A 22,493-nucleotide genomic window follows, 5' to 3' on the forward strand; every position below is an offset into this window, starting at 1 on the left:
TGGCGAATGATCTCGTGGTGACTGTTCGCAGCCCTCGTGGCTGTTTGCACGAGTGTGCGCAACGCCCCCAGGAGGGGACAATTGTGCAGGTCACGAAAGTGCGCATACGCTTCGTGGGTGACCACAAAGGTCTCCGTCGAGGATCTTCTCCGCTCCCCCGCGCTGCAGCTGCGCCTGCTGGCCGGGGCGGCCGGCCTGTCGCGGTCGGTCTCGTGGGCGCACGTCAGCGAACTCGACGATCCGACGCCGTGGCTGCTCGGCGCTGAGGTGATCATGACCACGGGCCTGGGCGTGCCCCGCACCGCCGCCAAGCAGCGGGCCTACCTCGAACGGCTCGACGACGCCGGGGTGTCGGCACTGGCCCTGTCGGCGCAGCTGCACATGCCGCCGCTGCACGAAGCCTTCTTCGAGGCGGCGGAGCAACGCGGCATGCCCGTCCTCGAGGTGCCGCTGGCCGTGCCGTTCATCGCGATCGCGCAGGAGGTGGCGGCGGCCGTCCAGGAGGACGCGCGCCAGCGGCTCGGCGCGCAACTCCAGGTGTTCGGCGCGCTGCGCTGGCTGGCCGCCGAGGACCTCGACCACGCCACGCTGTTCCGGCGGCTCGAACGGCTCAGCGGCTACGAGGTCTTCCTGTGCACCCCGCAGGGGCGCCCGCTGCTGCCCGGGGTGCCGGTTCCCGCACTCGACGTGCTGCCCTCGACGCCCGACGCGCCGCCCACCATCCCGGGCGGCTTCGTGCTGCCGGTGCCCTCCCCCGGCGGGCCGGCCGGATTCCTGGTCGCCTTCGAGCGGGAAGGCGCACGGCCCGCCGGGCTGGCCGTCGTCCAGCACATCGCCACCGTGGCCGCGCTCCAGGTGGCCATGGTCAGGCACGAACGGGAGACGCTGCGGCGCGAGGGCGCCGAGACGCTGTCGGAACTGCTGCAGGACGTGCTCGACCCGGCCACGGCGCGGCGCCGGCTGGCCAGGATGGGACTCGAGGCGCCCATCGCCCTGCTCGCGGTCCGCCAGGTGACCGACGAGGCGCTGCGCCGCGCCCTCGACGACGCGCCGCATCTCATGCTGCGCCGCGGCGACGACCGTTACGTGCTCGGCTCCCCCGCTCTCGGCACGCCCGTCGCGGAGATCCCCGGGGTGGCGGCGGGCGTCTCCAGGCCGTTCACGCCGGGCGAGCCGATGCGGGTGGCGCAGCGGGAAGCGGTGTGGGCGGCGGCCAGAGCCGCCGAGTCGGGCAGGGCGCTGGTCCACTACGGCGACGACACGACCGGAAGGTGGCTGCAGGACGACCCGTGGGTGCTGACCGCCCTGGTCGACCACGTGCTGGGAAAGGTGATCGCCTACGACTCCGCGCACGGCTCGCAGCTGCTGACCTCCGCGCGCACGTGGATGGAGCGTGACCGGCGCACCGAGGACGCGGCGGCGGCGCTGCACGTCCACCCCAACACGCTCGCCTACCGGCTGCGCCGCTTCGCGGAGCTGACCGGCCGCGACCTGTCGTCCAGCGCGGCCTTCGCGGAGGTCTGGCTGGCCATCCGAGCAGCCAGACAACTCGGCCTCCAGGACTGACCCCGAGCGTCTCCCTACCGCGGGCCCTTCCTGAGCTTCTCCGCGCCTCGGACCCCCCTCGGGCTTTCCGCTCAAGCTTTCCCCTCGGCCCCCCTCGGGCTTTCCTCTCGGCCCCCTCAGGCTTTCCCCTTAGGTTTGCTTTCCTGCCGGCCGCCCTCGGGCTCCCTCGGGCTCCCTCAGGCTTTCCCCTCGGCCGCCCTCGGGCTCCCTCAGGCTTTCCCCTCGGCCGCCCTCGGGCTTTCCCTGGCTTCTCCGTAGCTCGGACTTCCCCTGGGCTCCCGCCTCCAGCCGGGTCGCCGAGGTCGCGGCGCTCCCGGCCCAGTCGCCCAGTCGCCCAGTCGCCTTGGGAGTTGTCGGGGTTACGGGTCTTCGGGTTGGCAGGGCGACGTAACGGCGGCGCGCCGAAGTCCCGCTGGAGTGGCGTGATGGACGGCCGGTCAGTCGTGACCGCGGGAGCGCCGACCCGGCTTGCCGTACGGGGGGATCATGAACGGGCGCCGGCCCGGCTTGCCGTACAGGGGGATCACGAACGGGCGCCGGCCCGGCTTGCCGTACGGGGGATCACTCTGCGGCCGCGAGCTGGCCGCAGGCGCCGTCGATCTCGCGTCCGCGGGTGTCGCGGACGGTCACCGGCACCCCGTGGAACTCCAGGCGGCGTACGAACGCCCGCTCGTCCTCCGGGCGGGAGGCCGTCCACTTCGAACCGGGAGTGGGGTTGAGCGGGATCAGGTTGACGTGCACCAGCTTGTTCTTCACCAGCTTGCCGAGCAGGTCGGCGCGCCACTCCTGGTCGTTGATGTCCTTGATCAGCGCGTACTCGATGGACACCCGACGCTTGGTCTTGGCGGCGTAGGCCCACGCGGCGTCGAGCACCTCGTGCACCTTCCACCGGGTGTTGATCGGCACGAGGGTGTCGCGCAGCTCGTCGTCGGGGGCGTGCAGCGACAGCGCCAGCGTGACGGGCAGCCCCTCGTCGGCGAGCTTGGCGATCGCCGGCACGAGGCCCACGGTGGAGACCGTGATGCCGCGCGCGGACATGCCGAGCCCGTCGGGCGCGGGCTCGACCATGCGGCGGACCGCGCCGATCACCGCCTTGTAGTTGGCCAGCGGCTCACCCATGCCCATGAACACCACGTTGCTGACCCGGCCGGGGCCGCCGGGGACCTCGCCCGCGGCCAGCGCCCTGGCTCCCGAGACCACCTGCTCGACGATCTCGGCCGTGGACATGTTGCGGGTCAGCCCCGCCTGGCCGGTGGCGCAGAACGGGCAGTTCATGCCGCAGCCCGCCTGCGAGGACACGCACATGGTGACCCGGTCCGGGTAGCGCATCAGCACCGACTCGACCAGCGCGCCGTCGAACAGCCGCCAGAGCGTCTTGCGGGTGGTGCCCGCGTCGGTGGCCAGCTCGCGCACGGAGGTCAGCAGCGGGGGCAGCAGCACCGACAGCTTCTCGCGGGCGGCGGCTGGCAGGTCGGTCATCGCCGCGACGTCGGTGGTGAGGTGCGTGAAGTAGTGGCGCGAGAGCTGGTCGGCGCGGAAGGGCTTCTCGCCGAGCTCGGCGACCGCCGTGCGGCGCTCGGCCATCGTCAGATCCGCCAGATGTCTCGCGGGCTTGGCCCGGCGCGGCGCCGTGAACTGCAGCAACGGGCGCTCGGTCTTCTCGGCGGTCATGAGCCCTCTCTTTAATCTAGAGTCCAGATGTATGGCGATATACCGATCGTCTGGCGAGGGGCAAACCGAGGTCGTCCTCACCGATGGCAACCCTTACGGGAGCCGCACTCTGGTGGTCGAACGCGACGACGCCGCGTCGGTAGCTTACCTGTGCTCCCCGGGCGGCGAGGTGCACGGAGCCGTCTGGCTGGCCAACCACGTGCCCGCCCCCGAGGTCGTCGATCTGGCCAGGCTGAACGCGGGTGCGCCGCCCCTCATGCCACGGCCGAACACCCGCCATCCCGCGGGACGGCACGCGCTCGGCCAGCTGACCACCTTATGGTTCGAGGAGGGCGACGGGGTCGCCCTGTATGAGAACGACGAGCTTCTCGCGGTCATTCCGGGCTGGGCGGACATGAGCAGGAGCATGCCGGGCTACGCGCGCGAGGCCGTCGGCGAGACGCCGTTCGCCTGGGCGCTGTCCGAGGCGCTCGACGGGCTCCAGCCGCGGCTCGACCACGCCGGTTCCTACTGGCAGTGGCGCCACAGCGAGGGCTCGTGGGCCTCCTTCCAGCAGTTCGTCATGGGGCATCTCGACCGGACCGTCGGACCGTCGGGGCGCTACTGGGACGCCAGCGGCGAGCGGCTGCCGACGGTGGGGATCAGCGAGCGCCCGCCGTACCGGGGCAGGGACTTCACCGTGCTGTCGACGGTCGGTATGAGCTGCCAGCGCATGCCCACGGTCGAGCAGTGGATCGACCGGCCGCGCGCCTACGCCAGGATCGAGCTGGCCGTCGCCACCCACGGCGACCCGCGTGAGGCGGCGCTGCTTCTGGTGTGGCTGGCGCAGTACCCGTGGCATTCAGTGACGTGGCTGGGCCACGGGCACACGGCCACGTGGTACCACGAGCCGTCGACGTTCCCTCTCGGCGCGCGGTACGACGGGGTGATCATGCTCGCCGACGCCCCCGACATGCCGGACCTGTCGGGGTTCGGGTTCGGCGGCGAGGCCGTCCGCTGGCTCTGGCTGGAGGCGTGGGCCGGGGACTCGTGAACCCCGACCCGCGGGCGGCATGAAGCGTACAGGGCGAAGACCCGTGAACCACGGCCCGCGGGCGGCATCAAGCGCACGGGGCGAAGACCCGTGAAACGCACGGGGCGAAGACCCGTGAAACGCACGGCCCGCAGGCGTCTGAGGAGCGCCGTTCCTCAGAAGAACAGCGACAGCAGCAGCCACACCGGGATCAGCGTCGCCACCAGGGAGTCGAGCCGGTCCATCAGGCCGCCGTGTCCCGGCAGCACCGACCCCATGTCCTTGATGCCGAGATCCCGCTTGATCATCGACTCGACCAGATCGCCGAGGGTCGCCATGACGGCCCCCAGCAGGCCGATCAGCGCGCCCTGCCACAGCTGGCCGCCCATCAGCCAGGTCACCAGCCAGGCGCCGACCACCATGCAGGCCAGCACCGATCCGGCGAAACCCTCCCAGGTCTTCTTCGGGCTGATGATCGACATCTTGTGCCTGCCGAACAGCACGCCGGCGAAGTAGCCGCCGATGTCGCTGCTCACCGTGACCGCGATGAAGATCAGCACCCGGTAGTGGCCGTTCTCCGGCGTGGCGAGCATCAGCGCGACGAAACCGGCCAGCAGCGGCGGGTAGGCCAGGGCGAACACCGATGCCGTCGCGTCGCGGACGTAGCCGTCCTGCGGGCCGTCGAACATCCGCCAGAGCAGCAGCGCGAACACCGCCACGACGTAGGTGCCGAGCAGCCACGAGGCCCCGCCCCAGTAGGCGCCCGCCTGCATCGCGGCCGTCGCCACGAGCACCGGGATCAGCGGCACCTTGATGTCGCGCGTGCCGAGCGCGTGAACCACCTCTGCCGCGCCCACGCCCACGGCCGCCACGACCAGCAGGAGGAAGAGCTCCTTGATCGTCAGCAGGGAGGCCAGGACCAGCGCGCCCAGCACGACGCCGACCGCGATGGCGGCCGGCAGGTTCCTGCCGGTACGGCTGCCCGGTGTGCGTTCTTCCACAGACTCTCCAACTCGGCGGTCAGACCGCACCGAGCCGTCTGATGCGCACACTTCGTGACAAAGCCACGGCCCCCGCGTCCACGCGAGGGCCGTGCGGATGCGACCGCTCAGACCTCGAGCAGTTCCGCTTCCTTCTGCTTGAGCAGCTCGTCGATCTTGGCGACGTGCTTGTGGGTCAGGTCGTCGAGCTCCTTCTCGGCGCGGCGGACCTCGTCCTCGCCGGCCTCGCCATCCTTGATCATCTTGTCGAGCGTCTCCTTGGCGGAGCGCCGGATGTTGCGGATCGAGACCTTGGCGTGCTCGCCCTTGTTGCGCGCGACCTTGACGTACTCCTTGCGGCGCTCCTCCGACAGCTCGGGGAAGGCCACCCTGATCACCTGGCCGTCGTTGCTGGGGTTGACCCCGAGGTCGGAGTCACGGATCGCCTTCTCGATCGCGCCCATCGAGCCCTTGTCGTAGGGCTGGATGATGACCATGCGGGCCTCGGGGACATGGAACGAGGCCAGCTGCTGGATCGGGGTCGGCGAACCGTAGTACTCGGCGTTGATCTTGTTGAACATCGACGGGGTGACACGGCCGGTCCTGATGCCCGCGAAGTCCTCCTTCGCGACCGAAACGGCCTTGTCCATCTTTTCCTCGGCTTCGAGGAGAGTTTCGTCGATCACAGCGGCTCCCTGTCTATTGGTCGCTCACCTTCCTGGCTCGCGCCACGGCCCCATCCCTCTGCGCCAGGCACCGCGTCGCTCGCGTCGTCAGGCTCGCTCCCTATTTCCCTGCCGGACTCACCAGCGTGCCGATCTTCTCACCGCGCACCGCGCGCAGGATGTTGCCCTCGCCCATCAGGTCGAAGACGACGATGGGCAGGTCGTTCTCCTTGCACAGACTGATCGCGGTCTGGTCCATGACGGCGAGGTCGCGTACGAGGACCTCCGCGTAGTCGAGGTGGTCGAACCGGACCGCGTCGGGGTTCTTCCGCGGGTCGGAGTCGTAGACCCCGTCCACCTGCGTGCCCTTGAGCAGCGCCTCGGCGCCGACCTCCAGCGCTCGCTGCGCGGCGCAGGTGTCGGTGGAGAAGTAGGGGATCCCGAGCCCCGCGCCGAAGATGACCACGCGGCCCTTCTCCAGGTGCCGGATGGCGCGGCGGGGCAGGAACGGCTCGGCCACCTGCTGCATGGAGATGGCGGTCTGGACGCGGGTCTCGATGCCGCGCTTCTCAAGGAAGTCCTGGAGCGCCAGGCAGTTGATGACCGTGCCCAGCATGCCCATGTAGTCGCCCCTGGCGCGGTCGAGACCGCCCGCGGACAGGGCGGCGCCGCGGAACATGTTGCCGCCGCCGACCACGACGGCGACCTGGACGCCCTCGCGCACCGCCTCGGCGATCGAGTCGGCCACGTGACCGACCACCTCCGGATCGATGCCCATGGGCTCGCCGCCGGCGAACGCCTCGCCGGACAACTTCAGCATGACCCTCTTGTACGACGAAGCCGCCGGCGCGACGGGCTCCTGGTTCTCCTGCACGGCGGCGGCCTCCTCGGGTGGTGGTTCTGGTAGAGCGGTTGGGAGACGGTACGCGCCTCCCACCTCGAGACTAAGCCTGGCCGACCTTGAAGCGGACGAAGGCGAGCACCTCGACGCCGTTCTCCTCGGCGTACTTGGCGATCGTCTTCTTGTTGTCCTTGACGAAGGCCTGCTGCAGCAGCGTGAAGTCCTTGTACCAGCCGTTGACGCGACCCTCGACGATCTTGGCGATGGCGGCCTCGGGCTTGCCCTCCTCGCGGGTCATCTCCTCGAAGAGCGCGCGCTCCTTCTCGATGACCTCGGCGGGAACGGCCTCGGCGTCGAGGTACTTCGGCGCCATGGCGGCGGCGTGCTGCGCGACGTCCTTGACGACGTCGGCGTTGGGCTTGTCGAGCTGCACGAGCACACCGACGGCCGGCGGGAGCTGCGGGTCGGTCTTGTGCATGTAGGCGCCGATGTAGCCACCCTCGAGCACGGCGAAGCGGCGGATCTCGATCTTCTCGCCCAGCGCGGCGTTGGCCTCGTCGAGCAGCTCCTTGACGGACTTGCCGTCGAGGGTGGAGGCGAGCAGGGTGTCGACGTCGGCGGGCTTGGTGGCCAGGATGTGCGCGACGACCTGGGCCGCCAGCTCCTGGAAGCGCTCGCCCTTGGCGACGAAGTCAGTCTCGCAGTTGAGCTCGAGCAGCGCGGCGGCGGAGTCACCCTCCTGCTTGAGCGCGACCAGGCCGTTGGAGGCGGTGCGCGCCTCGCGCTTGCCGACGTCCTTGGCGCCCTTGAGGCGCAGGAGCTCGACGGCGCGGTCGAAGTCGCCCTCGGACTCCTCCAGCGCCTTCTTGCAGTCCATCATGCCGGCGGCGGTCAGCTCGCGAAGCCGCTTGACGTCGGCCATGTTCACGGAAGCCATGTGCTTTTCCTCGTGGGATGTCGTCGTGGATCGGGTTGGACCCGGAAAGCCTCGGTGCCGGTGCGACCACCGGCGGGGGGTACGGCTCGCGCGGCCGGCGCGAGCCGTACCCTCGCAAGCCCTTAGGCCTGCTCGGTCTCGCCCTCGGCGGCGGCCTGAGCCTCGGCGGGGGCGGCGGCCTCCTCGACGGGGGCGGCAGCCTCGTCAGCGGGAGCGGCAACCTCGTCGGCAGGGGCGGCGACCTCGTCGACCTTCTGCTCGCCCGAGCCCTGCTCGATGAGCTCGCGCTCCCACTCGGCCAGCGGCTCGGCGGCGGCGGGCTTCTCGTCACCGCGGGCGGCGCCGGAGCGAGCCATGAGACCGGCGGCGACACCGTCGGCGACGACCCTGGTCAGCAGGCCGACGGCGCGGATGGCGTCGTCGTTGCCGGGGATCGGGTAGTCGACCTCGTCAGGGTCGCAGTTGGTGTCGAGGATCGCGACGACCGGGATGCCGAGCTTCTTGGCCTCGGAGATCGCGATGTGCTCCTTCTTGGTGTCGACGACCCACACCGCGCTGGGCACGCGGCCCATGTCACGGATACCGCCGAGCGTGCGCTCGAGCTTCTCCTTCTCGCGGCGGCGCATGAGGAGCTCCTTCTTGGTGAGCCCCGAGCCGGCCACGTTGTCGAAGTCGAGCTCCTCGAGCTCCTTCAGACGCTGGAGCCTCTTGTGCACGGTGGAGAAGTTGGTGAGCATGCCACCCAGCCAGCGCTGGTTGACGTACGGCATGCCAACGCGGCCGGCCTGCTCGGCGATGGCCTCCTGGGCCTGCTTCTTCGTGCCGATGAACAGGATCGTGCCGCCGTGGGCGACGGTCTCCTTGACGAAGTCGTAGGCGCGGTCGATGAACGACAGCGACTTCTGCAGGTCGATGATGTAGATGCCGTTGCGCTCGGTGAAGATGAAGCGCTTCATCTTCGGGTTCCACCGGCGGGTCTGGTGGCCGAAGTGAACGCCGCTCTCGAGGAGCTGTCGCATGGTGACGACGGGGGCCATCTGCTGGTCCTCCAGTTTCTCGGTTGTGCGCGGCAGCCGTGTGGCCTGCCGCCCTGATGCCCCGCTCTCGCTCCTGCCGGACTCTCGTCCGGACCGAAGGAACGGTTCGCGACGGGGCATGCGAAGTCGGCCTGTCGCTGACAGGCCACCGAAAAGCATACCTTGCGGGGAGCCCCGGCCTGACCGCTCCGGCCGTCGGCGCACGTCACTTCACGTCGTCGTCCACGGCCGGCCGACCGGCGACAGGCATGACGGAGCGTGTCAGCCCCCACCATGATCCCCGGCCCGACCGGCGTGTCAGTCCGCGTCGTGGTCCTCGGTCGGCAGGCCTGGGACGGACCTGGAGGCCCGGGGGAAGAGCGACAGGTGCATCTCGCCGTGGCGAGCCTCCTCCGGCGCGCCGGTCCGAGCGGTGGTGTAGGGGCGCACGAGCTCCTCGATCCGCTCGCCCAGCTCCTTCATCTCGGCCGCGGTGATCAGCAGGTGCGAGCGCTGGAACAACGTCGCGTCGCGCCACTCCTCCGGCTCGGTGGGCGCCGCGTCCATCGCCCGCCTGGCCTCGCGCTCCTTGTCGGCCGCGATCGCGTCGGCGAGCAGCCGCTTGGCCTCACGGACGCCGTGCTGGTCGTCGTCCTCGTACCCGAAGGAGAAGCCGCCCGGCTCGACGGCCCACAGGCGCTCCCTGCCGTCCTCGCTGGCGGGCGCGTCGCGCACGAAGCCGTACTTCTCCAGCATGCGCAGGTGGTAGCTGGCGGCGCTCGGGGAGACGCCGACGACCTCGGCGAGGGTGGTCGCGGTGGCCGTCCTGCGCCACATCAGCTCGGTGAGCATGGTCAGGCGAGCCGGGTGCGCGAGCGCGCGCATCGCCTTGGGGTCGCTCAGCAGCGGGCGCGCTTCCTTGGTCACGTCACGACGATACCTGAAGGCTTGCCTTCACACTTATGAAGGGTTACTTTCACAGTTGTGAAGCAAACCCTTCAGGATTTACCGCCGCTCCACCGGCAGCGCGACTACCGCCTGCTCTGGTCGGCCAGGACCGCCTCCGTCACCGGATCGGAGGTCTCCAAGCTCGCCGTCCCGCTCACCGCGGTCACCCTGCTAGCCGCCTCACCCGCCCAGATGGGGCTCCTGGCCGCGACGGCCTCCGTGCCCACGCTGCTGTTCGGCCTGCACGCGGGCGCGCTGGCCGACCGGCTCAGGCGGCACCGGCCACTGATGATCGCCTGCGAGCTGGTCGCCGCCGCGGCGGCGCTCCTGGTCCCCCTCGCGTGGGTCACCGGCACGCTCAGCGTCCCGCTGCTGATCGCCGTCTCTCTCGTCATCGGTACGGCAAGCGTCGTGTTCAGGGCGGCGAACTTCCCCCACCTGGCCGTCGTCGTCCCCGCCTCGCAGCGGACCGAGGCGATGGCCGGCTTCCACGCCTCCTACTCCGTCGCCTCCATCGCCGGACCCGGGCTCGCCGGACTGCTGGTCCAGGTGCTCACGGCGCCGCTCGCCGTCCTGGCCGAGGGGGTGTCGTTCCTGGCCTCCGCGCTGATGCTGCGCTCGATCCGCACCCCCGAGGACCACGAGCCGAGCGCGTCGCGCGGCATGTGGCGCGACGCGGTCGAGGGCCTGCGCCTCAGCGTCGGCCATCCCGTGCTGCGCGCGATCCTGGCCACCGGCGTCACGCTGAACTTCTTCGCCATGGCCTACATCGCCGTCGTGATCCTCTACATGCTCCAGGTCCTGCGGATCCCCCAAGGCATGATCGGCGCCCTCACCGCGGTCTCCGGCATCGGCGGCCTGATCGGCGCCTGGGCGACCGCCAGGCTCGCCCGGCGCTTCGGCGAGAACAGGGTGATGCTCTACGCGGTCCTGCTCTTCCCCTTCGACATGCTGACGGTCGGGCTGGTCGGCGGCCCGCCGCAGGTCACGATCCCCGTCATGGCCACGACGGGACTGCTCATCGGGGCCATCGTCGTCTCCCTCGGCACCTGCACGAACGTCATCACCATGCGCGAGGCGCCCGCCGACATGATGGGGCGCGTCAACGCGACCATGACCTTCGCCATCCACGGCGTGCTCGCGTTCGGCGGCATCACGGGCGGCCTGCTGGCCGAGGTGGTCGGCCTGCGGGTGGTCATCCTGATCTGCGCCGGCGGCACCGCCCTGGCGGGGCTGTGGATCTGGCGGTCCCCGCTGCGCCCCCACCGTCCGCGTCCTGGCGCCCTGCCGGCGCCCGAACCCGACCCGGTGCTGAGCGCCGCCCTGCGAGAGAGCGCGATCACCAAGATCAGGACGGGCGGATGAGCCACTCGGCGCCGTGCTCACCCGGCCGCGGCGGCGGCGTCGCCCAACCGGGCCGGCGACCGCCGACACGGCCCGGCGGGAGCACGTACCCGAGCCTGCCGAAGGAGCTGTCCATCTCCGCCATGAGGTCGCCGACCTCGATCTCGCCGGTGCCGGTCGGCCGGTCTCCCGCGCGGCCGGGCGCCGCTTCCCACCATCCGGGGAACGACCCGGCCGCCGCCATGCGGCGCAGCTCGTCCAGCCACTGGGCGGTCCTGGCCAGGCTCAGCTCCACCCGCCACGAGCCGCCCTCCACCCGCCTTCTCAGCAGCGCCGCCATCGCCCCGAACGCGGCCAGATACCCGGTCGCGTGATCGAGCACCTGCGCGGGCAGCGGACGCGGCGGATCCCCCCACGCGATCCCGGTGGCCATCTGCACCAGGCTGTCGAACCCCCGACCGCCCGTGCGCCCGTAGGCGGTGATGTCCACGGTGATCAGGCCGGGCGTGCGTCGCGCCAGCTCGTCGACCACGCCGAGCGCGCCGGGCCGTACCGACCTCACCACCACGTCGGCCGCGCCCGCCAACCGTGCGAACGCCTCCGTGGCCGGATCGAGGTGGCACCAGCGCTTGCCGAACGCCGTACTGATCACCAGCCCGTCGACCTCGGGCAGCCGGGGCGTGCTCACCTTGAGGACGTCCGCGCCGTGGGCGGCGAGTGTCCTGGTCGCCACCGGTCCCGCGATGACCCTGGTGAGGTCGAGCACCCTGGGCGCGTCCCCGCCACGGGCCGGGCCGTCCCCCACCCTGGTGAGCCGGACCAGCGGCAGCTCCGCCACGGCGCGCGCCCTCGGGTCCCGCCGCCACTCCTCCGGCGTCCTCAGCGCCGCCGCGCACCCGCCCGCCCCGGTCACTGCCCGTTCGACCTCCCGCGAGGTACGGCCCGCGCACGCCCGCCGGACGTCCTGCGTGCCCAGCGCCCGGAAGACGGCATCGCGGTGATGGTCGAAATTGCAGTGCAGCCTGACCCAGCCGTCGGCCGTCCGGTAGTCGCCCGACAGCGGTGACCACAGATCCTTCGTCGCGCCGTCGATCGTGAACAGCCGCTCGTCCAGGAACGCGGCCAGCGACTCCCGCACATCGACCTCGGCCCCCACCCCGCGCATGGCGGCGGCAGCGGCGGTGGCCGCCCCCACCGACACGGCGGCCGCCACCTCCACCGGATAGCGGGACGGCAGCCGCGAACCGTCATCGGTGACACGAACGCCCGGCAGGCCGACACCCAGCCGCGCGCCCAGATCGGCGATCAGCGCCGCCGCCGTCACGTCAGCTCCCCGGCCAGCAGATCCATCAGCAGACCGTCATGGAAGACGCCCGTGGCCGGATCGCGCTCGTAGGCCCGCATCACGCCCACCCGCCTGAACCCCACCTTCTCGTACGCCCTGATCGCGGCGGCGTTGTGCGCGGCGGGATCGATCGTGAGCCGGTGATGACCCCGCTCCCCTATCAACCACCTGGCCAGCGTCCGGACGGCCTCGCTCCCGTAGCCGCGACCGTGGTGCTCGGGGGCCAGGAAGATGTCGATGCCCGCGTGACGGTACTGCGGGTCGTCCTCCTCGTCGTACTGGACGGCGCCGATCACCTCGCCGTCCAGGGTGATGGCCAGCATGCCGTCGAAGTCGTCCACCTCCCCCCACCACCTGGCCACCTCCGGGGCGGCGACGATCGCCCGCAGCCTCGGCTCGTCAGCCGGGACGGCCTCGCGCAACGTCAGTCGAGGTCCTTCGAGCTTCATCCGGCGCCGTCCCTTCACTCGATCGACCGCCAGCATGACACCGGCCGCGCCCGCCCGGGTCCCCACGGTGGTTCCTGGAACCGCCGCTCTGTGCGCTGCGCCTCATCGAGCGGTCTCCGGGCCGGCCTTCACATCAGTCAGAGGTCTCCTGAGTGACCCTCCTCAAGAATTCTCGACTGACGGACCAACCGTCTCGAAGCTTGGTCACACGTCTGCACCGCGACGAGCAGCCAGGTCACTTCATTCGACTCTGGTAGGCCCGGCGTGCTCTGGTAGGCCCGGCGTGCTCGGGTACGCCCGGCGTGCTCGGGTACGCCCGACGTGCTCGGGTACGCCCGACGTGCTCGGGTACGCCCGACGTGCTCGGGTACGCCCGACGTGCTCGGGTACGCCCGCGACTCAGGTAGGCCCGGCGTGGTCTCCACGCGGTAGGCGACGTGAGGCCCCTCACGGCCGGTTCGCATCGGGTGCCGCGTTCCGAGGGAGTAGTGGCACGAGCGTGAGCGCGCGAACCGTCCTACTTGTCGTGCTGTCGGCGCACCATCTCGGTGATCCAGATGGGCGCGAACGGAGACGTGCAGCCCGGGGAAGTCGGGTAGTCCTTGAGCACCTCCAGGCGCTCACCGATGTCCATCGCACGGGCGCGATGTTCGGCGTGCTCGATCCCGATCTGCGCCAGGCAGTGGTTCATCGCCCACTGCAGGCGATCCGGGGCGTCTTTCATCTCCGCCTCGATGACGTCGAGCAGCCCTGCGAGGTCGAGGCCCTCGGGCTTCTTCGTCACGCGTTCGGTGGTCAGCGCCCAGCCGGCACTCGCGACCACTGCATCCGGATCGGCGGACCAGGCAAGACGCAGCTCTTCGGAGTGCGGGTTCTTCTTCACCACGTAGTTCACGAGCCAGTCGTGCACCTTGGGTGTGCGCGCCTCGCGCACCATGGCGTCCAACTCGTCACGCTCGAACGCCTTCGGGCGGCAGATCAGGAGCGCCAGCAGTCTCGCCGCGGTGTCACCCGTCTCCCAGAGCTGGCGCGCGAGCTCCTGCTGCGTCTTCAACCGCTTCGCGAGCGCGCGCAGCTTGCCGAGGTTAACACCGTGATCGTCACCGTGTTTCTCGTTCACCTCGCGTGCCCTCGGGTCCTCGAGCTCGGCCAGCTCGGCCATCACCTCGGCCACCATCGGCTCGGTCAGCGTCGTCTCTGCCACCTCGGCCTCCTGTCCGTCGCGTGCGAGATTCAGCCTACGAGGGGAGTCGGCCTCCTGCCGTACACGCCGGTTCGGCGGCAGCCATCGACACGAAATCGCGCGCCTTCACAAATATGCAGCAGTTCTCAGCACTGAGCCTGGGCACTGACCCTCGGCCTCACTCCGAGCAGCCATCCGACTCCTGGCTCACCCGGTGAGGAGCGTGATTGGCTGCCCGGCAGCCATCCGACTGCTGACTCACCCAGTGAGGAGCGTGAATGGCTGCCCGGCAGCCATCCAACTCCTGGCTCATCCAGTGAGGAAGGTGGTTGGCTGCCGGCCGGATGAGAGTAGCCAGCTCCAGGCTCCGCCCGAGGCACGATCCACAGGCAGCCGAGTAGCCCCGCCGCTTTTCCACAGAATCTCACTCGCCCCCAACCGACCCCGGCACCACCGACGACGCTGAGCCGCATGCTGCCCGTCACCCCGCGCAAGCTCCTCAGAGCTGCCCACCGTCAAGCCCCGGATCTCACGTCACGGCGTGGCATCCGCCCGTCAGCGCGGGCCTTGAAGGCCATCCTCGCGGTCATCGTCGCCACCGCCCTCACGCTGGCCGCCCTCGCCCTCACCCCCTCTCGCGCGACTGCCGTCCTGGTCCTGACACACACCCTTCCGGCCGCCCCGTCTCCGCCTTCCTCACTACCGAACTGGCCGCCTCGACCCGCCCCACAACCCGGAACTAACACCCCAGCTCTGCGCGCAACCCCTGGTCACAAGATCGCTGGACTGATCGCCTGGCCTCCGATTCCGGACAAGGTCGAATATCCCTCACCCACCACAAGCGCCCAGACGGCACGGCAACAACCCACCATCACCGACCCGCCTCCCCACCCGTCACTCACGCCAATCCACTTGCCCTCGCCCGACTCGCTGACCGCCACCCACCCGCAGTCACCGATCTCGGTCACCGCCCCACACGGCCTCTCAGAGCATTCACTTTCCGCCACTCACCACCGCTCAGATGACTCACCCTTCGCCACCCACCGCCCCCCAGCTGACTCACCTTCCGCCACCCACCGCTCCCCAGCTGACTCACCTTCCGCCACCCACCCGTCTTCACCGGCCGCCTATCGCCCCCCGGACAATCCACTCGCAGCCGCCCGCCGCCCGTCGAACGACTCACTCACGGCCACTGATCCGCTCGGGTCGCCGCCACTCACAGCGGCGGATCCGTCTCACTACCCCCCACCCGCGACAGCCGCCCCGGCCGCACAACCCCCCATCACGGCTGCCAACTCGCTCCCGCGACTTCCACCCGCAACAGCGAATCCGTTCCTGCCGCCCACACCCACCGCCGACCAACCACTCTGGCGCTGGCCCCTCGACGGTCGCCCTGTGGTCATCCGTCGCTTCAGCCCACCGCCCGAGCCCTGGCACGCCGGACATCGCGGCGTAGACCTCGCAGCCTCGCCTGGGGCACGGGTCCGTGCGGCAGGCCCGGGTACGGTCACCTACGCCGGTCCCCTCGCCGGCCGCGGCGTCGTCAGCATCCAGCACCCAGGCGGTCTGCGGACGACCTATCTCCCCGTGCGAGCGTCAGTGCGCCGCGGCCAGACCGTGTCCACGGGCGACGAACTCGGCGTCATCGAACCCACCTCGTGGCACTGCATCACAACCTGCCTCCACTGGGGACTCCGCCGCGAGTTCCGCTATCTCGACCCCCTGCTACTGCTCGGCTTGGGCCCCATCCGCCTGCTCCCCCACTGGCCGACCCCGCCCGCGAGTTCCTCAACCTCCTGAGCCGCCGCCACACCTCCACCGCCCGCCACCCACCGCCGACCACCCACAGACGAGTCCACCGGAGCCCAGCAAGTAACGACCCGAAATCACATGACCTAGCGCCCGTTCACCAGCCGGGGACGCCTCACTGACCAACCGTCGCCAGCCACCAGTCCACCGTCGCAGGCCACCAGTCCTCGCACAGCCGAGCCCCCGCCAACCACCCATCCCCGGCTACCTACCGTCAGCCACGCACAGACGAGCTCACCAACGGACTGGCCTGATCCACCTGACCAAACACCGGTTTCACGCGCGCGGATGAGCCTGCCGGTAAGCCGCCCGCAGCCGCTCGATCGACACGTGCGTGTAGATCTGCGTCGTGTTCAACGAGGCGTGACCCAGCAACTCCTGCACGCTCCGCAGATCTGCCCCACCCTCCAGCAGGTGTGTGGCTGCCGTGTGCCGCAAGCCGTGCGGTCCCATGTCCGGCACCCCGTCGACGCTTCCCAGCCGGGCGTGGACGATCCGCCGTACGGTGCCCGCGTCCAGCCGTCCACCGCGCACTCCGAGGAACAGCGCCGGGCCGGTTCCCTCCCTGATCCAGAGCGGACGCCCGTGCACGCACCACCGGTCCACCGCCCGCAGCGCGGGCAGCCCGAACGGCACGGTCCGTTCCTTTCGTCCCTTGCCGAGAACCCGGATCACGTTCCGGTCCCTGTCGACGTCGTCAACGTCCAGCGCGCACAGCTCGCTCACCCTGACACCAGTCGCGTAAAGGAGCTCCAAGACGGCCTGGTCCCGTAGGTCTTTGGGCTCGCTCGACTGCGGCGGCACGTCCAGGACGGCCTGCGCCTGCTCTTGATCGAGTACGGCGGGCAGCGACCTCGCCGCCTTCGCACTGCCCAGGAGCAGGCCGGGATCGTCAGGCAACCATCCGCGCCTATGCGCGAAGGCCGTGAACGTGCGCACGCATGCCGTACGCCGCGCCAGAGTCGCCCGCGACAGACCTGCGGCGTGCTGCTCGGCCAGCCACTCGCGCAGCGCTGCCGTATCGAGCCCGGCCATCCCAAGGTCCAGGTGCGCGAGCAAGGAGGCTATGTCAGACAGATAGGCACGAACGGTGTGCGGCGAAAGATCCCGTTCGAAGCGCAGATGCTTCTCGAACTCGGCCAGTACCTCGTCGCCGTCTGTCATACCGCCGCTCCCTCACCGGGCTGGCCTGGAATGCCTCAACCCGTGTTTCTTGACCGGGCTGGCCTGCATGCCTCAGCCCGTGTTTCTTATGCCCTCGCCTGCCATCCATGATCCCCCTTCACCGCGGACATACCCGGCTGGCCCTCCGCTTGCCTTACGAGGGCCGTTCATCACCGGTGACTTGCCTTGCGAGGGCCGTTCATCACTGGCGACGGTGTCCGCGCGCCCTGAGCGCACCTCTCCGTCGGCACGGCCGCCACCGAACTCCGTCACACCAGCGAAGGCAATCCCAACGACCGTCACCGGCGGCCTGCAGCTCCAAGCTCCGCGTCCGTCACCGCCGCAGCCGTCATCACGGTTGGCCTCTGCGCAGTCTCCAGCCCTTGGGGACACGTTCCACGTAGCCGGCTGCGGCGAGGCCGCCCAGGCAGCTCAACGCCGTGGTCAGATCGACACCAGCCGAGACGGCGATCGAGGCGGGCCCCGCGCCCCCACGGCTCGGGACGGCGTCGAGGACGCGCCGGGTGGGCTCGTTCAGCGCGTCGCGGGGCAGCACGGGCCCGCGGGCCGGCACCGCGATGTCGTCGCCGATCAGACCGACCAGCTCGATCAGCTCTTCGGGCGTGGTGACGCAGACGGCGTTGCGGTCGCGGATCAGCTTGTGGCAGCCGATCGACATCTCGGAGGTGATCGGGCCTGGCACCGCGGCCAGATATCTACCGAGAGAGACCGCGTGTCCCGCCGTGTTGAGCGCGCCGCTGCGGATGGCGGCCTCGACGACGAGCGTTCCACGGGACAAAGCGGCGATCAACCGGTTGCGGATGAGGAAGCGCGCTCTTGTGGGATGCACGCCGGGAGGGCACTCGCTCACCACGGCGCCCTTTTCGCGTATTGCCGCGAACAGCTCGTGGTGGCCGCTCGGGTAGCAGATGTCGGTGCCGCAGGCGAGAACAGCGATGGTCGGAGCGTCGCCGACCAGGGCTCCGCGGTGCGCGGCCCCGTCGATGCCGTACGCGCCGCCTGAGACGACGGTCCATCCCGCCTCGCTGAGCGCGACACCGAACTCGGCCGCGACGTGTACGCCGTACGCGGTGGCGGCCCGCGCCCCGACCATGGCCACCGAACGCAGGCAGGAGAAGCGCAGGTCGGCCGAGCCGTGCACCCACAGGCCGAGTGGGCGGCTGTGCCCGAGCGCGTCGAGCTGGGTGGGCCACTCGGTCGAGCCTGGGATGACGAGTCGCGCTCCGGCACGATGCCCTGTTTCGAGGTCCACGGCTGGATCGGCGATCTCCAGGCGAGCACGCCAAGCCTGGAAGCGCCGGTGCAGTTCGGCGACACGGGTCGGCGCGTGGTCGTGGAGCCTTTCGCCGGCGACGAAGTCCTCGGGCAGGGCACCTTTGAGGATGGCCTCAACGGCTGCGCCGGCCCCCTGCGAGCGGACGAGACGGCCCATGATGGGATCGCCGATGTCCGCCGCGCGCATGAGCGCCGCCCTGGCCAGGGTCTCTTGGCGGTCAGCGTGCGCGATCGGGGGCTGCGGATGCGCGCATGTATGGGGTGAGGATGGGCCGGCGGCGGCCGGCAGTGGGCTGCCTTCTGACATGCCGTCCGGTGCGTGGTCGCCTAGCAGGGGTGTCACGAGTACGGCAGGCGTCGCGTCCGCTTCCTTGAGGCCAGGCGCTTCCTCGTGGCACGGCACTTCTTTCCAGCGTGGCCCTTCCTCGGAGTACGACACTTCGCCTTCGCGTGGCCATTCCTCAGAGCGCAACACTTCACCCACGCATGGCCCATCCCCGTGGCACGACACCTCACCTGCGCGTGGCCCATCCTTGGAGCACGGCCCTTCCCCACAAGGCAGCGCTTCCCCGGACTGCGGCCGTTCCCCAGAGCGTGGCATTCCGTCGAGGCTCGACGCTCCCCGGGAGCTCGACGTTTCCCCCGAGCTCGGGGCTTCTCCCGAGCACGGTGCTTCCCCGCAACAGGGCAGTCCCTGGGAGCGTGGTGTTTCCCGTGGGCGTGCCACGAGTTCGGCGTGACTCGCGGTGACGGAAGCGGCCATCGGTTGCGGAGACGCCTCATCCGTAGCGGGAGTCCTGGTGGACTCGGATTCGGGTGTTACCGGGACGGCGTGCTGGCCGGCGGTGGGTGGGGATGGGGGCGTGGCGTCCAGGCCGCCAGGCGACGGCGGAGTCGCGGGAAGCGGGTCCGTCCCCGCGGGATGGGATGCCGGTGTGAGACACGACGAATCGTTCGGCAGCGCGGGGTCTGACAGCGTGCGCTCGGTCAGTGTGCGCTCGGTCGAGGGTGGGAGCGTCGAACCTCCAGGGGTGCGAGCAGGCAGGCCGAGGGGCGTGAGCTCTGGTGATGTTCCGCCGGATGGCCGCGTGAGATTCGGCCGCGGTCCTCCGGATGGCCGCGTGGAATCTGACCACGTCCCCACGAATGGCTGCGTATGGTCGGGCTGCGTTCCCTCGGATGACAGCGTGAGATCTGGCCACGTTCCCTCAGATGGCTGCGCAAGGTCCGGACACGTTCCCTCAGATGGCCGCGTAAGGTCCGGCCACCTTGCCCCGGATGGCCGCGTGAGATCTGGCCATGGTTCCTCAGATGGCGCGGGGGCTGTCGGTGTGTGGGCACATGACGGTGATGTGGATGGCGCGGGGACTGTGGGCGTGTGGGCATGTGGCGCTGATGCGGTCGGGGTGGGGTTCGGTGGTGGTGAGGGCTTGGGCGGCTCACGCCACACCGGATCGGTCGAAAGTGGCCTGCCTGGCGCCTCTTCGTCGCGATGGGTCCGCGAGGGGTCCTCGCCGTCCGGGGTCGAGGGGGTGGGGCTGCTCATATCGGCGTGCTCCCTGGTGGTGTGGGTGGAAGTGCCGGAGAGCGTCGCTGCTACCGGCAGAATGACGCTCCGAATGGCGTGTGGTGGGCTCAGTGAGCCCGTGTGACGAGGTGGCGGTGTTGCTGCAGTGGCGGCGGTGCCCGCTAACCGCAGCTGGCTCGGGGCGACTTCAGGACGGCGGCGGAAGGTGTCAGCCGACGCCGAGCCACATGGCCAGGGCGGCAGCCGTCTCGTCGGTTCCAGGACGGTCTTTGCCGGCGAGGTCCGTGATCGTCCAAGCCACCCGTACGACACGGTCGAGCCCGCGGGCGCTGAGCGAGCCCGAGTCGAGACAGGCCGTCATCGGGCGCATGGCATGGTCGGACGGACGGAAGTCGGAGTGGAGAGCCGCTGAGGGGATCTCGGCGTTCGTTCGCCAGGGGGTGTCGGCCAGGCGTTCGGCGGCACGTTCGCGGGCGAGCCTGACGCGTTCGGCGACGACCTTGCTGGTCTCGACGAACTGGCGGTCGGCCATGAGCTCACGCCGGCTGGAGCGGGCCACTGTGATCTTCATGTCGATGCGGTCGAGGAGCGGTCCGGACAGCCTGGCCAGGTAGCGGCGCCGTACGGCGGGCGAGCAGCGGCAGGACTCGCCCGAGCCGGCTGGTTGCGCGCACGGGCACGGGTTGGCCGCCAGGACCAGCGTGAACTTCGCCGGGAAGGTGACGGTGCCCACCGATCGTGACACGGTCACCTTCCCTGCTTCCAACGGCTGGCGCAACGAATCCAGGACGTGTCTCGGGAATTCCGGCGCCTCGTCGAGGAAGAGGGTGCCGCGGTGGGCGAGGGAGACGGCGCCAGGGCGGACCACGCTGCTGCCGCCGCCGACGACCGAGGCGATGCTCGCCGTGTGGTGAGGGTTCACGAACGGCGGACGGCTGATCATCGGGCTGTCGGGCGGCAGGACTCCGGCGATCGAGTGGATGGCGGTGACCTCCAGGGCATGGTCGATCTCGAGGTCGGGCAGGAGCGTGGGCAGGCGTTCGGCCAGGAGCGTCTTGCCCGTGCCGGGCGGGCCGAGCATCCAGAGGTTGTGGCCTCCGGCGGCGGCCACTTCGAGGGCGCGGCGGCCCAACGGCTGCCCGACCACGTCGGACAGGTCGACACCGGGGTCCGGGCCGGTGAGCGGACCGCTTGAGGCGGTGCCCACGACGTATCCGGACGAGGACGGCGTGCCGTCGTCTGAGGTGGCGTCCGGCGAGTGATCGGCGAGCGTTCGTGCGGAGCCGCCGGATGGACGGGACACGCCTGACGATGTGGGGCGGAGGCGGTGCTGCTCGTGTGCATGCCGTACGGGAGACGCGTCTGTTGCAGCTGAGGGGTCGGGGGTCGGGATGTAGCGCGGTGGCGCGTCGCCTCGGCGCAACCATTCCACGAGCTGGCGCAGGTCGGTGATGGGCACCACAGTGACGTCGGGGACGAGGGCGGCTTCGGCGGCGTTCGCGGCGGGGACGACCACGGTGGCGCCGCCGCTGCGCACCGCGCCGAGCACCGAGGGCAGCACGCCTCGAATGGCGCGGAGCCGTCCGTCGAGCCCCAGTTCGCCGAGGAAGAACGGCTCCGCGATCCGGTCGGCCGGTACGGCGCCCGCCGCGCCCAGGATCGCGATGGCGATGGCCAGGTCGAACTGGCTTCCACGCTTGGGGAGGCTGGCGGGGAAGAGGCTGACGGTGATGCGGGCGTCGGGCCAGGGGTAGTGGCTGTTGACCATCGCTGAGCGCACCCGGTCGCGGGCCTCGCTCAGCGCGGTGTCGGGCAGGCCGATGAGGTGGATGCCGGCCAGGCCGCTGCCGACGTCGGCCTCGACCTCGACGCTGCGGCCGGCGACGCCGATGAGGGTGACGCTGCGGGTGCGCGCGACCGCCATCTAGATCGCCCCCTGTACATGGCGCAGCGCGAAGTCGCCGCCGATCCGTTCCAGGGCGATGACGTCGACGCGGACGCAGTCGAAGCCGCGGGACTGGGCGGCCAGCCACGTGGCGGCGAGCATGCGCAGGCGGGCCAGTTTGGCGGGGCGTACGGCCTCCAGCGCGGTGCCGTGGGTGCGGCCCGACCTGGTTTTGACTTCGATGACCACGAGGTTCGTGCCGTCTACCGCGATGACGTCGATCTCGCCGTGGCGGCAGCGCCAGTTTCGGTCGAGGATCTGCATGCCCTTGGCGCGCAGGTAGTCGACGGCGATCTGCTCGCCTTGTTTGCCCAGCTCGTCTTTGGATGACATGGGATCACCTCCGGTGGTGACTCTTCCGGAGGGTGGGTGGGGTGGAAGGAGGCGAACGGGGTTCTGTGGATGGGGCGGCGGGGCGGTGACCGGGGTGTGGATAACGGAGGCTTGTCGGGGGTGTCCGGGAGTTCTGGAGCCGGGGCGGAGCGAAGGGATGAGGGCGGAGATGGTCTGGTCGAGCGGCCCCTGCGCAGGGTGGGGACTGGCAGAGCGGCGCGGGCGGACAGTCCAATGGGGGCGGGCGGACTGCTGGAAGTCCCGAAGCGCGGGTAGATGACGGGCACGTTGGCCGGCGGGACCAGCGGGTGGCCGGGAGGTCCCCGGGCCAGGGGCTTAGGGGTCGAAACCAGCAGGCGACCGGTCGGTCGGGGCCTGTGAGCGGCCCGTTCCTCGGGCGTCGGCAGGTGACCGGCCGGTCCGAGTCCGCGGTGCGGGCGGGTGGGCAAGGGCTCCATCGT

General features: G+C 70.5%; 18 protein-coding genes. 4 read left to right on the forward strand and 14 right to left on the reverse strand.

Annotation, left to right across the window (positions count from 1 at the left end):
- Positions 1-117 precede the first annotated feature (117 nt).
- Positions 118-1,566, forward strand: a complete 1,449-nt coding sequence (locus tag ACWDLG_RS38445; protein ID WP_449929517.1) for a PucR family transcriptional regulator — start codon at positions 118-120, stop codon at positions 1,564-1,566.
- Positions 1,567-2,127: 561 nt separating this feature from the next.
- On the opposite strand, the gene rlmN is transcribed toward ACWDLG_RS38445, so the two are convergent.
- Entirely contained in the window at positions 2,128-3,237 is a 1,110-nt protein-coding gene (rlmN, locus tag ACWDLG_RS38450; RefSeq protein ID WP_449929519.1) for a 23S rRNA (adenine(2503)-C(2))-methyltransferase RlmN, read from the reverse strand.
- Positions 3,238-3,349: 112 nt separating this feature from the next.
- On the opposite strand from rlmN, the gene ACWDLG_RS38455 reads away from it, so the two are divergent.
- Positions 3,350-4,270, forward strand: a complete 921-nt coding sequence (locus ACWDLG_RS38455; RefSeq protein ID WP_449929521.1) for a suppressor of fused domain protein — start codon at positions 3,350-3,352, stop codon at positions 4,268-4,270.
- Between the two features lie 155 nt (positions 4,271-4,425).
- Here the strand turns inward: ACWDLG_RS38455 and ACWDLG_RS38460 are convergent, their stop codons facing one another.
- From ACWDLG_RS38460 to ACWDLG_RS38485, 6 genes are all read right to left on the reverse strand, one after another.
- Complete coding sequence (locus ACWDLG_RS38460; protein ID WP_354920148.1) at positions 4,426-5,250, reverse strand: phosphatidate cytidylyltransferase; 825 nt, start codon at positions 5,248-5,250, stop codon at positions 4,426-4,428.
- A gap of 107 nt (positions 5,251-5,357) precedes the next feature.
- The gene (gene frr / locus ACWDLG_RS38465; protein WP_354920145.1) at positions 5,358-5,915 is read right to left on the reverse strand and encodes a ribosome recycling factor; all 558 of its coding nucleotides are present in this window, start codon (positions 5,913-5,915) and stop codon (positions 5,358-5,360) included.
- A gap of 100 nt (positions 5,916-6,015) precedes the next feature.
- Complete coding sequence (pyrH, locus tag ACWDLG_RS38470) at positions 6,016-6,714, reverse strand: UMP kinase (protein WP_449929524.1); 699 nt, start codon at positions 6,712-6,714, stop codon at positions 6,016-6,018.
- A gap of 124 nt (positions 6,715-6,838) precedes the next feature.
- Positions 6,839-7,672 (reverse strand): translation elongation factor Ts, encoded by an 834-nt coding sequence (gene tsf / locus ACWDLG_RS38475; protein ID WP_449929526.1) that lies wholly within the window; start codon positions 7,670-7,672, stop codon positions 6,839-6,841.
- A gap of 122 nt (positions 7,673-7,794) precedes the next feature.
- Positions 7,795-8,709, reverse strand: a complete 915-nt coding sequence (rpsB, locus tag ACWDLG_RS38480) for a 30S ribosomal protein S2 (RefSeq protein WP_449929528.1) — start codon at positions 8,707-8,709, stop codon at positions 7,795-7,797.
- A 297-nt stretch (positions 8,710-9,006) separates the two neighbouring features.
- Positions 9,007-9,615 carry an ArsR/SmtB family transcription factor gene (locus tag ACWDLG_RS38485; protein WP_449929530.1) on the reverse strand — a complete coding sequence of 203 codons (609 nt, stop codon included), beginning with the start codon at positions 9,613-9,615 and terminating at the stop codon, positions 9,007-9,009.
- A 57-nt stretch (positions 9,616-9,672) separates the two neighbouring features.
- Between ACWDLG_RS38485 and ACWDLG_RS38490 the strand changes: the two genes are divergently transcribed.
- Entirely contained in the window at positions 9,673-11,001 is a 1,329-nt protein-coding gene (locus ACWDLG_RS38490) for an MFS transporter (RefSeq protein WP_449929532.1), read from the forward strand.
- On the opposite strand, the gene ACWDLG_RS38495 is transcribed toward ACWDLG_RS38490, so the two are convergent.
- The 3 genes from ACWDLG_RS38495 to ACWDLG_RS38505 all read right to left on the reverse strand — a co-directional run bounded on the left by ACWDLG_RS38495 (position 10,985) and on the right by ACWDLG_RS38505 (position 13,936).
- Entirely contained in the window at positions 10,985-12,304 is a 1,320-nt protein-coding gene (locus ACWDLG_RS38495; RefSeq protein WP_449929534.1) for a CoA transferase, read from the reverse strand. The genes ACWDLG_RS38490 and ACWDLG_RS38495 overlap by 17 nt on opposite strands.
- Positions 12,301-12,774 (reverse strand): GNAT family N-acetyltransferase, encoded by a 474-nt coding sequence (locus ACWDLG_RS38500; protein WP_449929584.1) that lies wholly within the window; start codon positions 12,772-12,774, stop codon positions 12,301-12,303. Before ACWDLG_RS38500 ends, ACWDLG_RS38495 begins: the two co-directional genes overlap by 4 nt.
- 517 nt (positions 12,775-13,291) lie before the next feature.
- Positions 13,292-13,936, reverse strand: a complete 645-nt coding sequence (locus ACWDLG_RS38505) for a DNA alkylation repair protein (protein ID WP_449929586.1) — start codon at positions 13,934-13,936, stop codon at positions 13,292-13,294.
- 492 nt (positions 13,937-14,428) lie between these two features.
- On the opposite strand from ACWDLG_RS38505, the gene ACWDLG_RS38510 reads away from it, so the two are divergent.
- Positions 14,429-15,757 carry a peptidoglycan DD-metalloendopeptidase family protein gene (locus ACWDLG_RS38510; RefSeq protein WP_449929536.1) on the forward strand — a complete coding sequence of 443 codons (1,329 nt, stop codon included), beginning with the start codon at positions 14,429-14,431 and terminating at the stop codon, positions 15,755-15,757.
- A gap of 285 nt (positions 15,758-16,042) precedes the next feature.
- On the opposite strand, the gene ACWDLG_RS38515 is transcribed toward ACWDLG_RS38510, so the two are convergent.
- The 4 genes from ACWDLG_RS38515 to ACWDLG_RS38530 form a co-directional block, all read right to left on the reverse strand.
- Positions 16,043-16,930, reverse strand: a complete 888-nt coding sequence (locus ACWDLG_RS38515; protein WP_449929538.1) for a tyrosine recombinase XerC — start codon at positions 16,928-16,930, stop codon at positions 16,043-16,045.
- 352 nt (positions 16,931-17,282) lie between these two features.
- The gene (gene dprA, locus ACWDLG_RS38520; RefSeq protein WP_449929540.1) at positions 17,283-18,413 is read right to left on the reverse strand and encodes a DNA-processing protein DprA; all 1,131 of its coding nucleotides are present in this window, start codon (positions 18,411-18,413) and stop codon (positions 17,283-17,285) included.
- Positions 18,414-19,962: 1,549 nt separating this feature from the next.
- On the reverse strand, positions 19,963-21,678 hold the full coding sequence (locus ACWDLG_RS38525) for a YifB family Mg chelatase-like AAA ATPase (protein ID WP_449929542.1): 1,716 nt from the start codon (positions 21,676-21,678) through the stop codon (positions 19,963-19,965).
- Entirely contained in the window at positions 21,679-22,032 is a 354-nt protein-coding gene (locus ACWDLG_RS38530) for a YraN family protein (RefSeq protein WP_449929544.1), read from the reverse strand.
- Positions 22,033-22,493 lie beyond the last annotated feature (461 nt).

The sequence above is a fragment of the Nonomuraea sp. NPDC003727 genome, from assembly GCF_053586935.1.

Bases quoted from the DNA above. Each gene is read 5' to 3' on its own strand.
- tsf (WP_449929526.1), bottom strand. From the start codon at position 7,672: ATGGCTTCCGTGAACATGGCCGACGTCAAGCGGCTTCGCGAGCTGACC.
- pyrH (WP_449929524.1), bottom strand. From the start codon at position 6,714: ATGCTGAAGTTGTCCGGCGAGGCGTTCGCCGGCGGCGAGCCCATGGGC.
- ACWDLG_RS38515 (WP_449929538.1), bottom strand. From the start codon at position 16,930: ATGACAGACGGCGACGAGGTACTGGCCGAGTTCGAGAAGCATCTGCGC.
- ACWDLG_RS38505 (WP_449929586.1), bottom strand. From the start codon at position 13,936: ATGGCCGAGCTGGCCGAGCTCGAGGACCCGAGGGCACGCGAGGTGAAC.
- ACWDLG_RS38525 (WP_449929542.1), bottom strand. From the start codon at position 21,678: ATGGCGGTCGCGCGCACCCGCAGCGTCACCCTCATCGGCGTCGCCGGC.
- ACWDLG_RS38500 (WP_449929584.1), bottom strand. From the start codon at position 12,774: ATGAAGCTCGAAGGACCTCGACTGACGTTGCGCGAGGCCGTCCCGGCT.
- ACWDLG_RS38530 (WP_449929544.1), bottom strand. From the start codon at position 22,032: ATGTCATCCAAAGACGAGCTGGGCAAACAAGGCGAGCAGATCGCCGTC.
- ACWDLG_RS38510 (WP_449929536.1), top strand. From the start codon at position 14,429: ATGCTGCCCGTCACCCCGCGCAAGCTCCTCAGAGCTGCCCACCGTCAA.
- dprA (WP_449929540.1), bottom strand. From the start codon at position 18,413: ATGCGCGCGGCGGACATCGGCGATCCCATCATGGGCCGTCTCGTCCGC.
- rpsB (WP_449929528.1), bottom strand. From the start codon at position 8,709: ATGGCCCCCGTCGTCACCATGCGACAGCTCCTCGAGAGCGGCGTTCAC.
- rlmN (WP_449929519.1), bottom strand. From the start codon at position 3,237: ATGACCGCCGAGAAGACCGAGCGCCCGTTGCTGCAGTTCACGGCGCCG.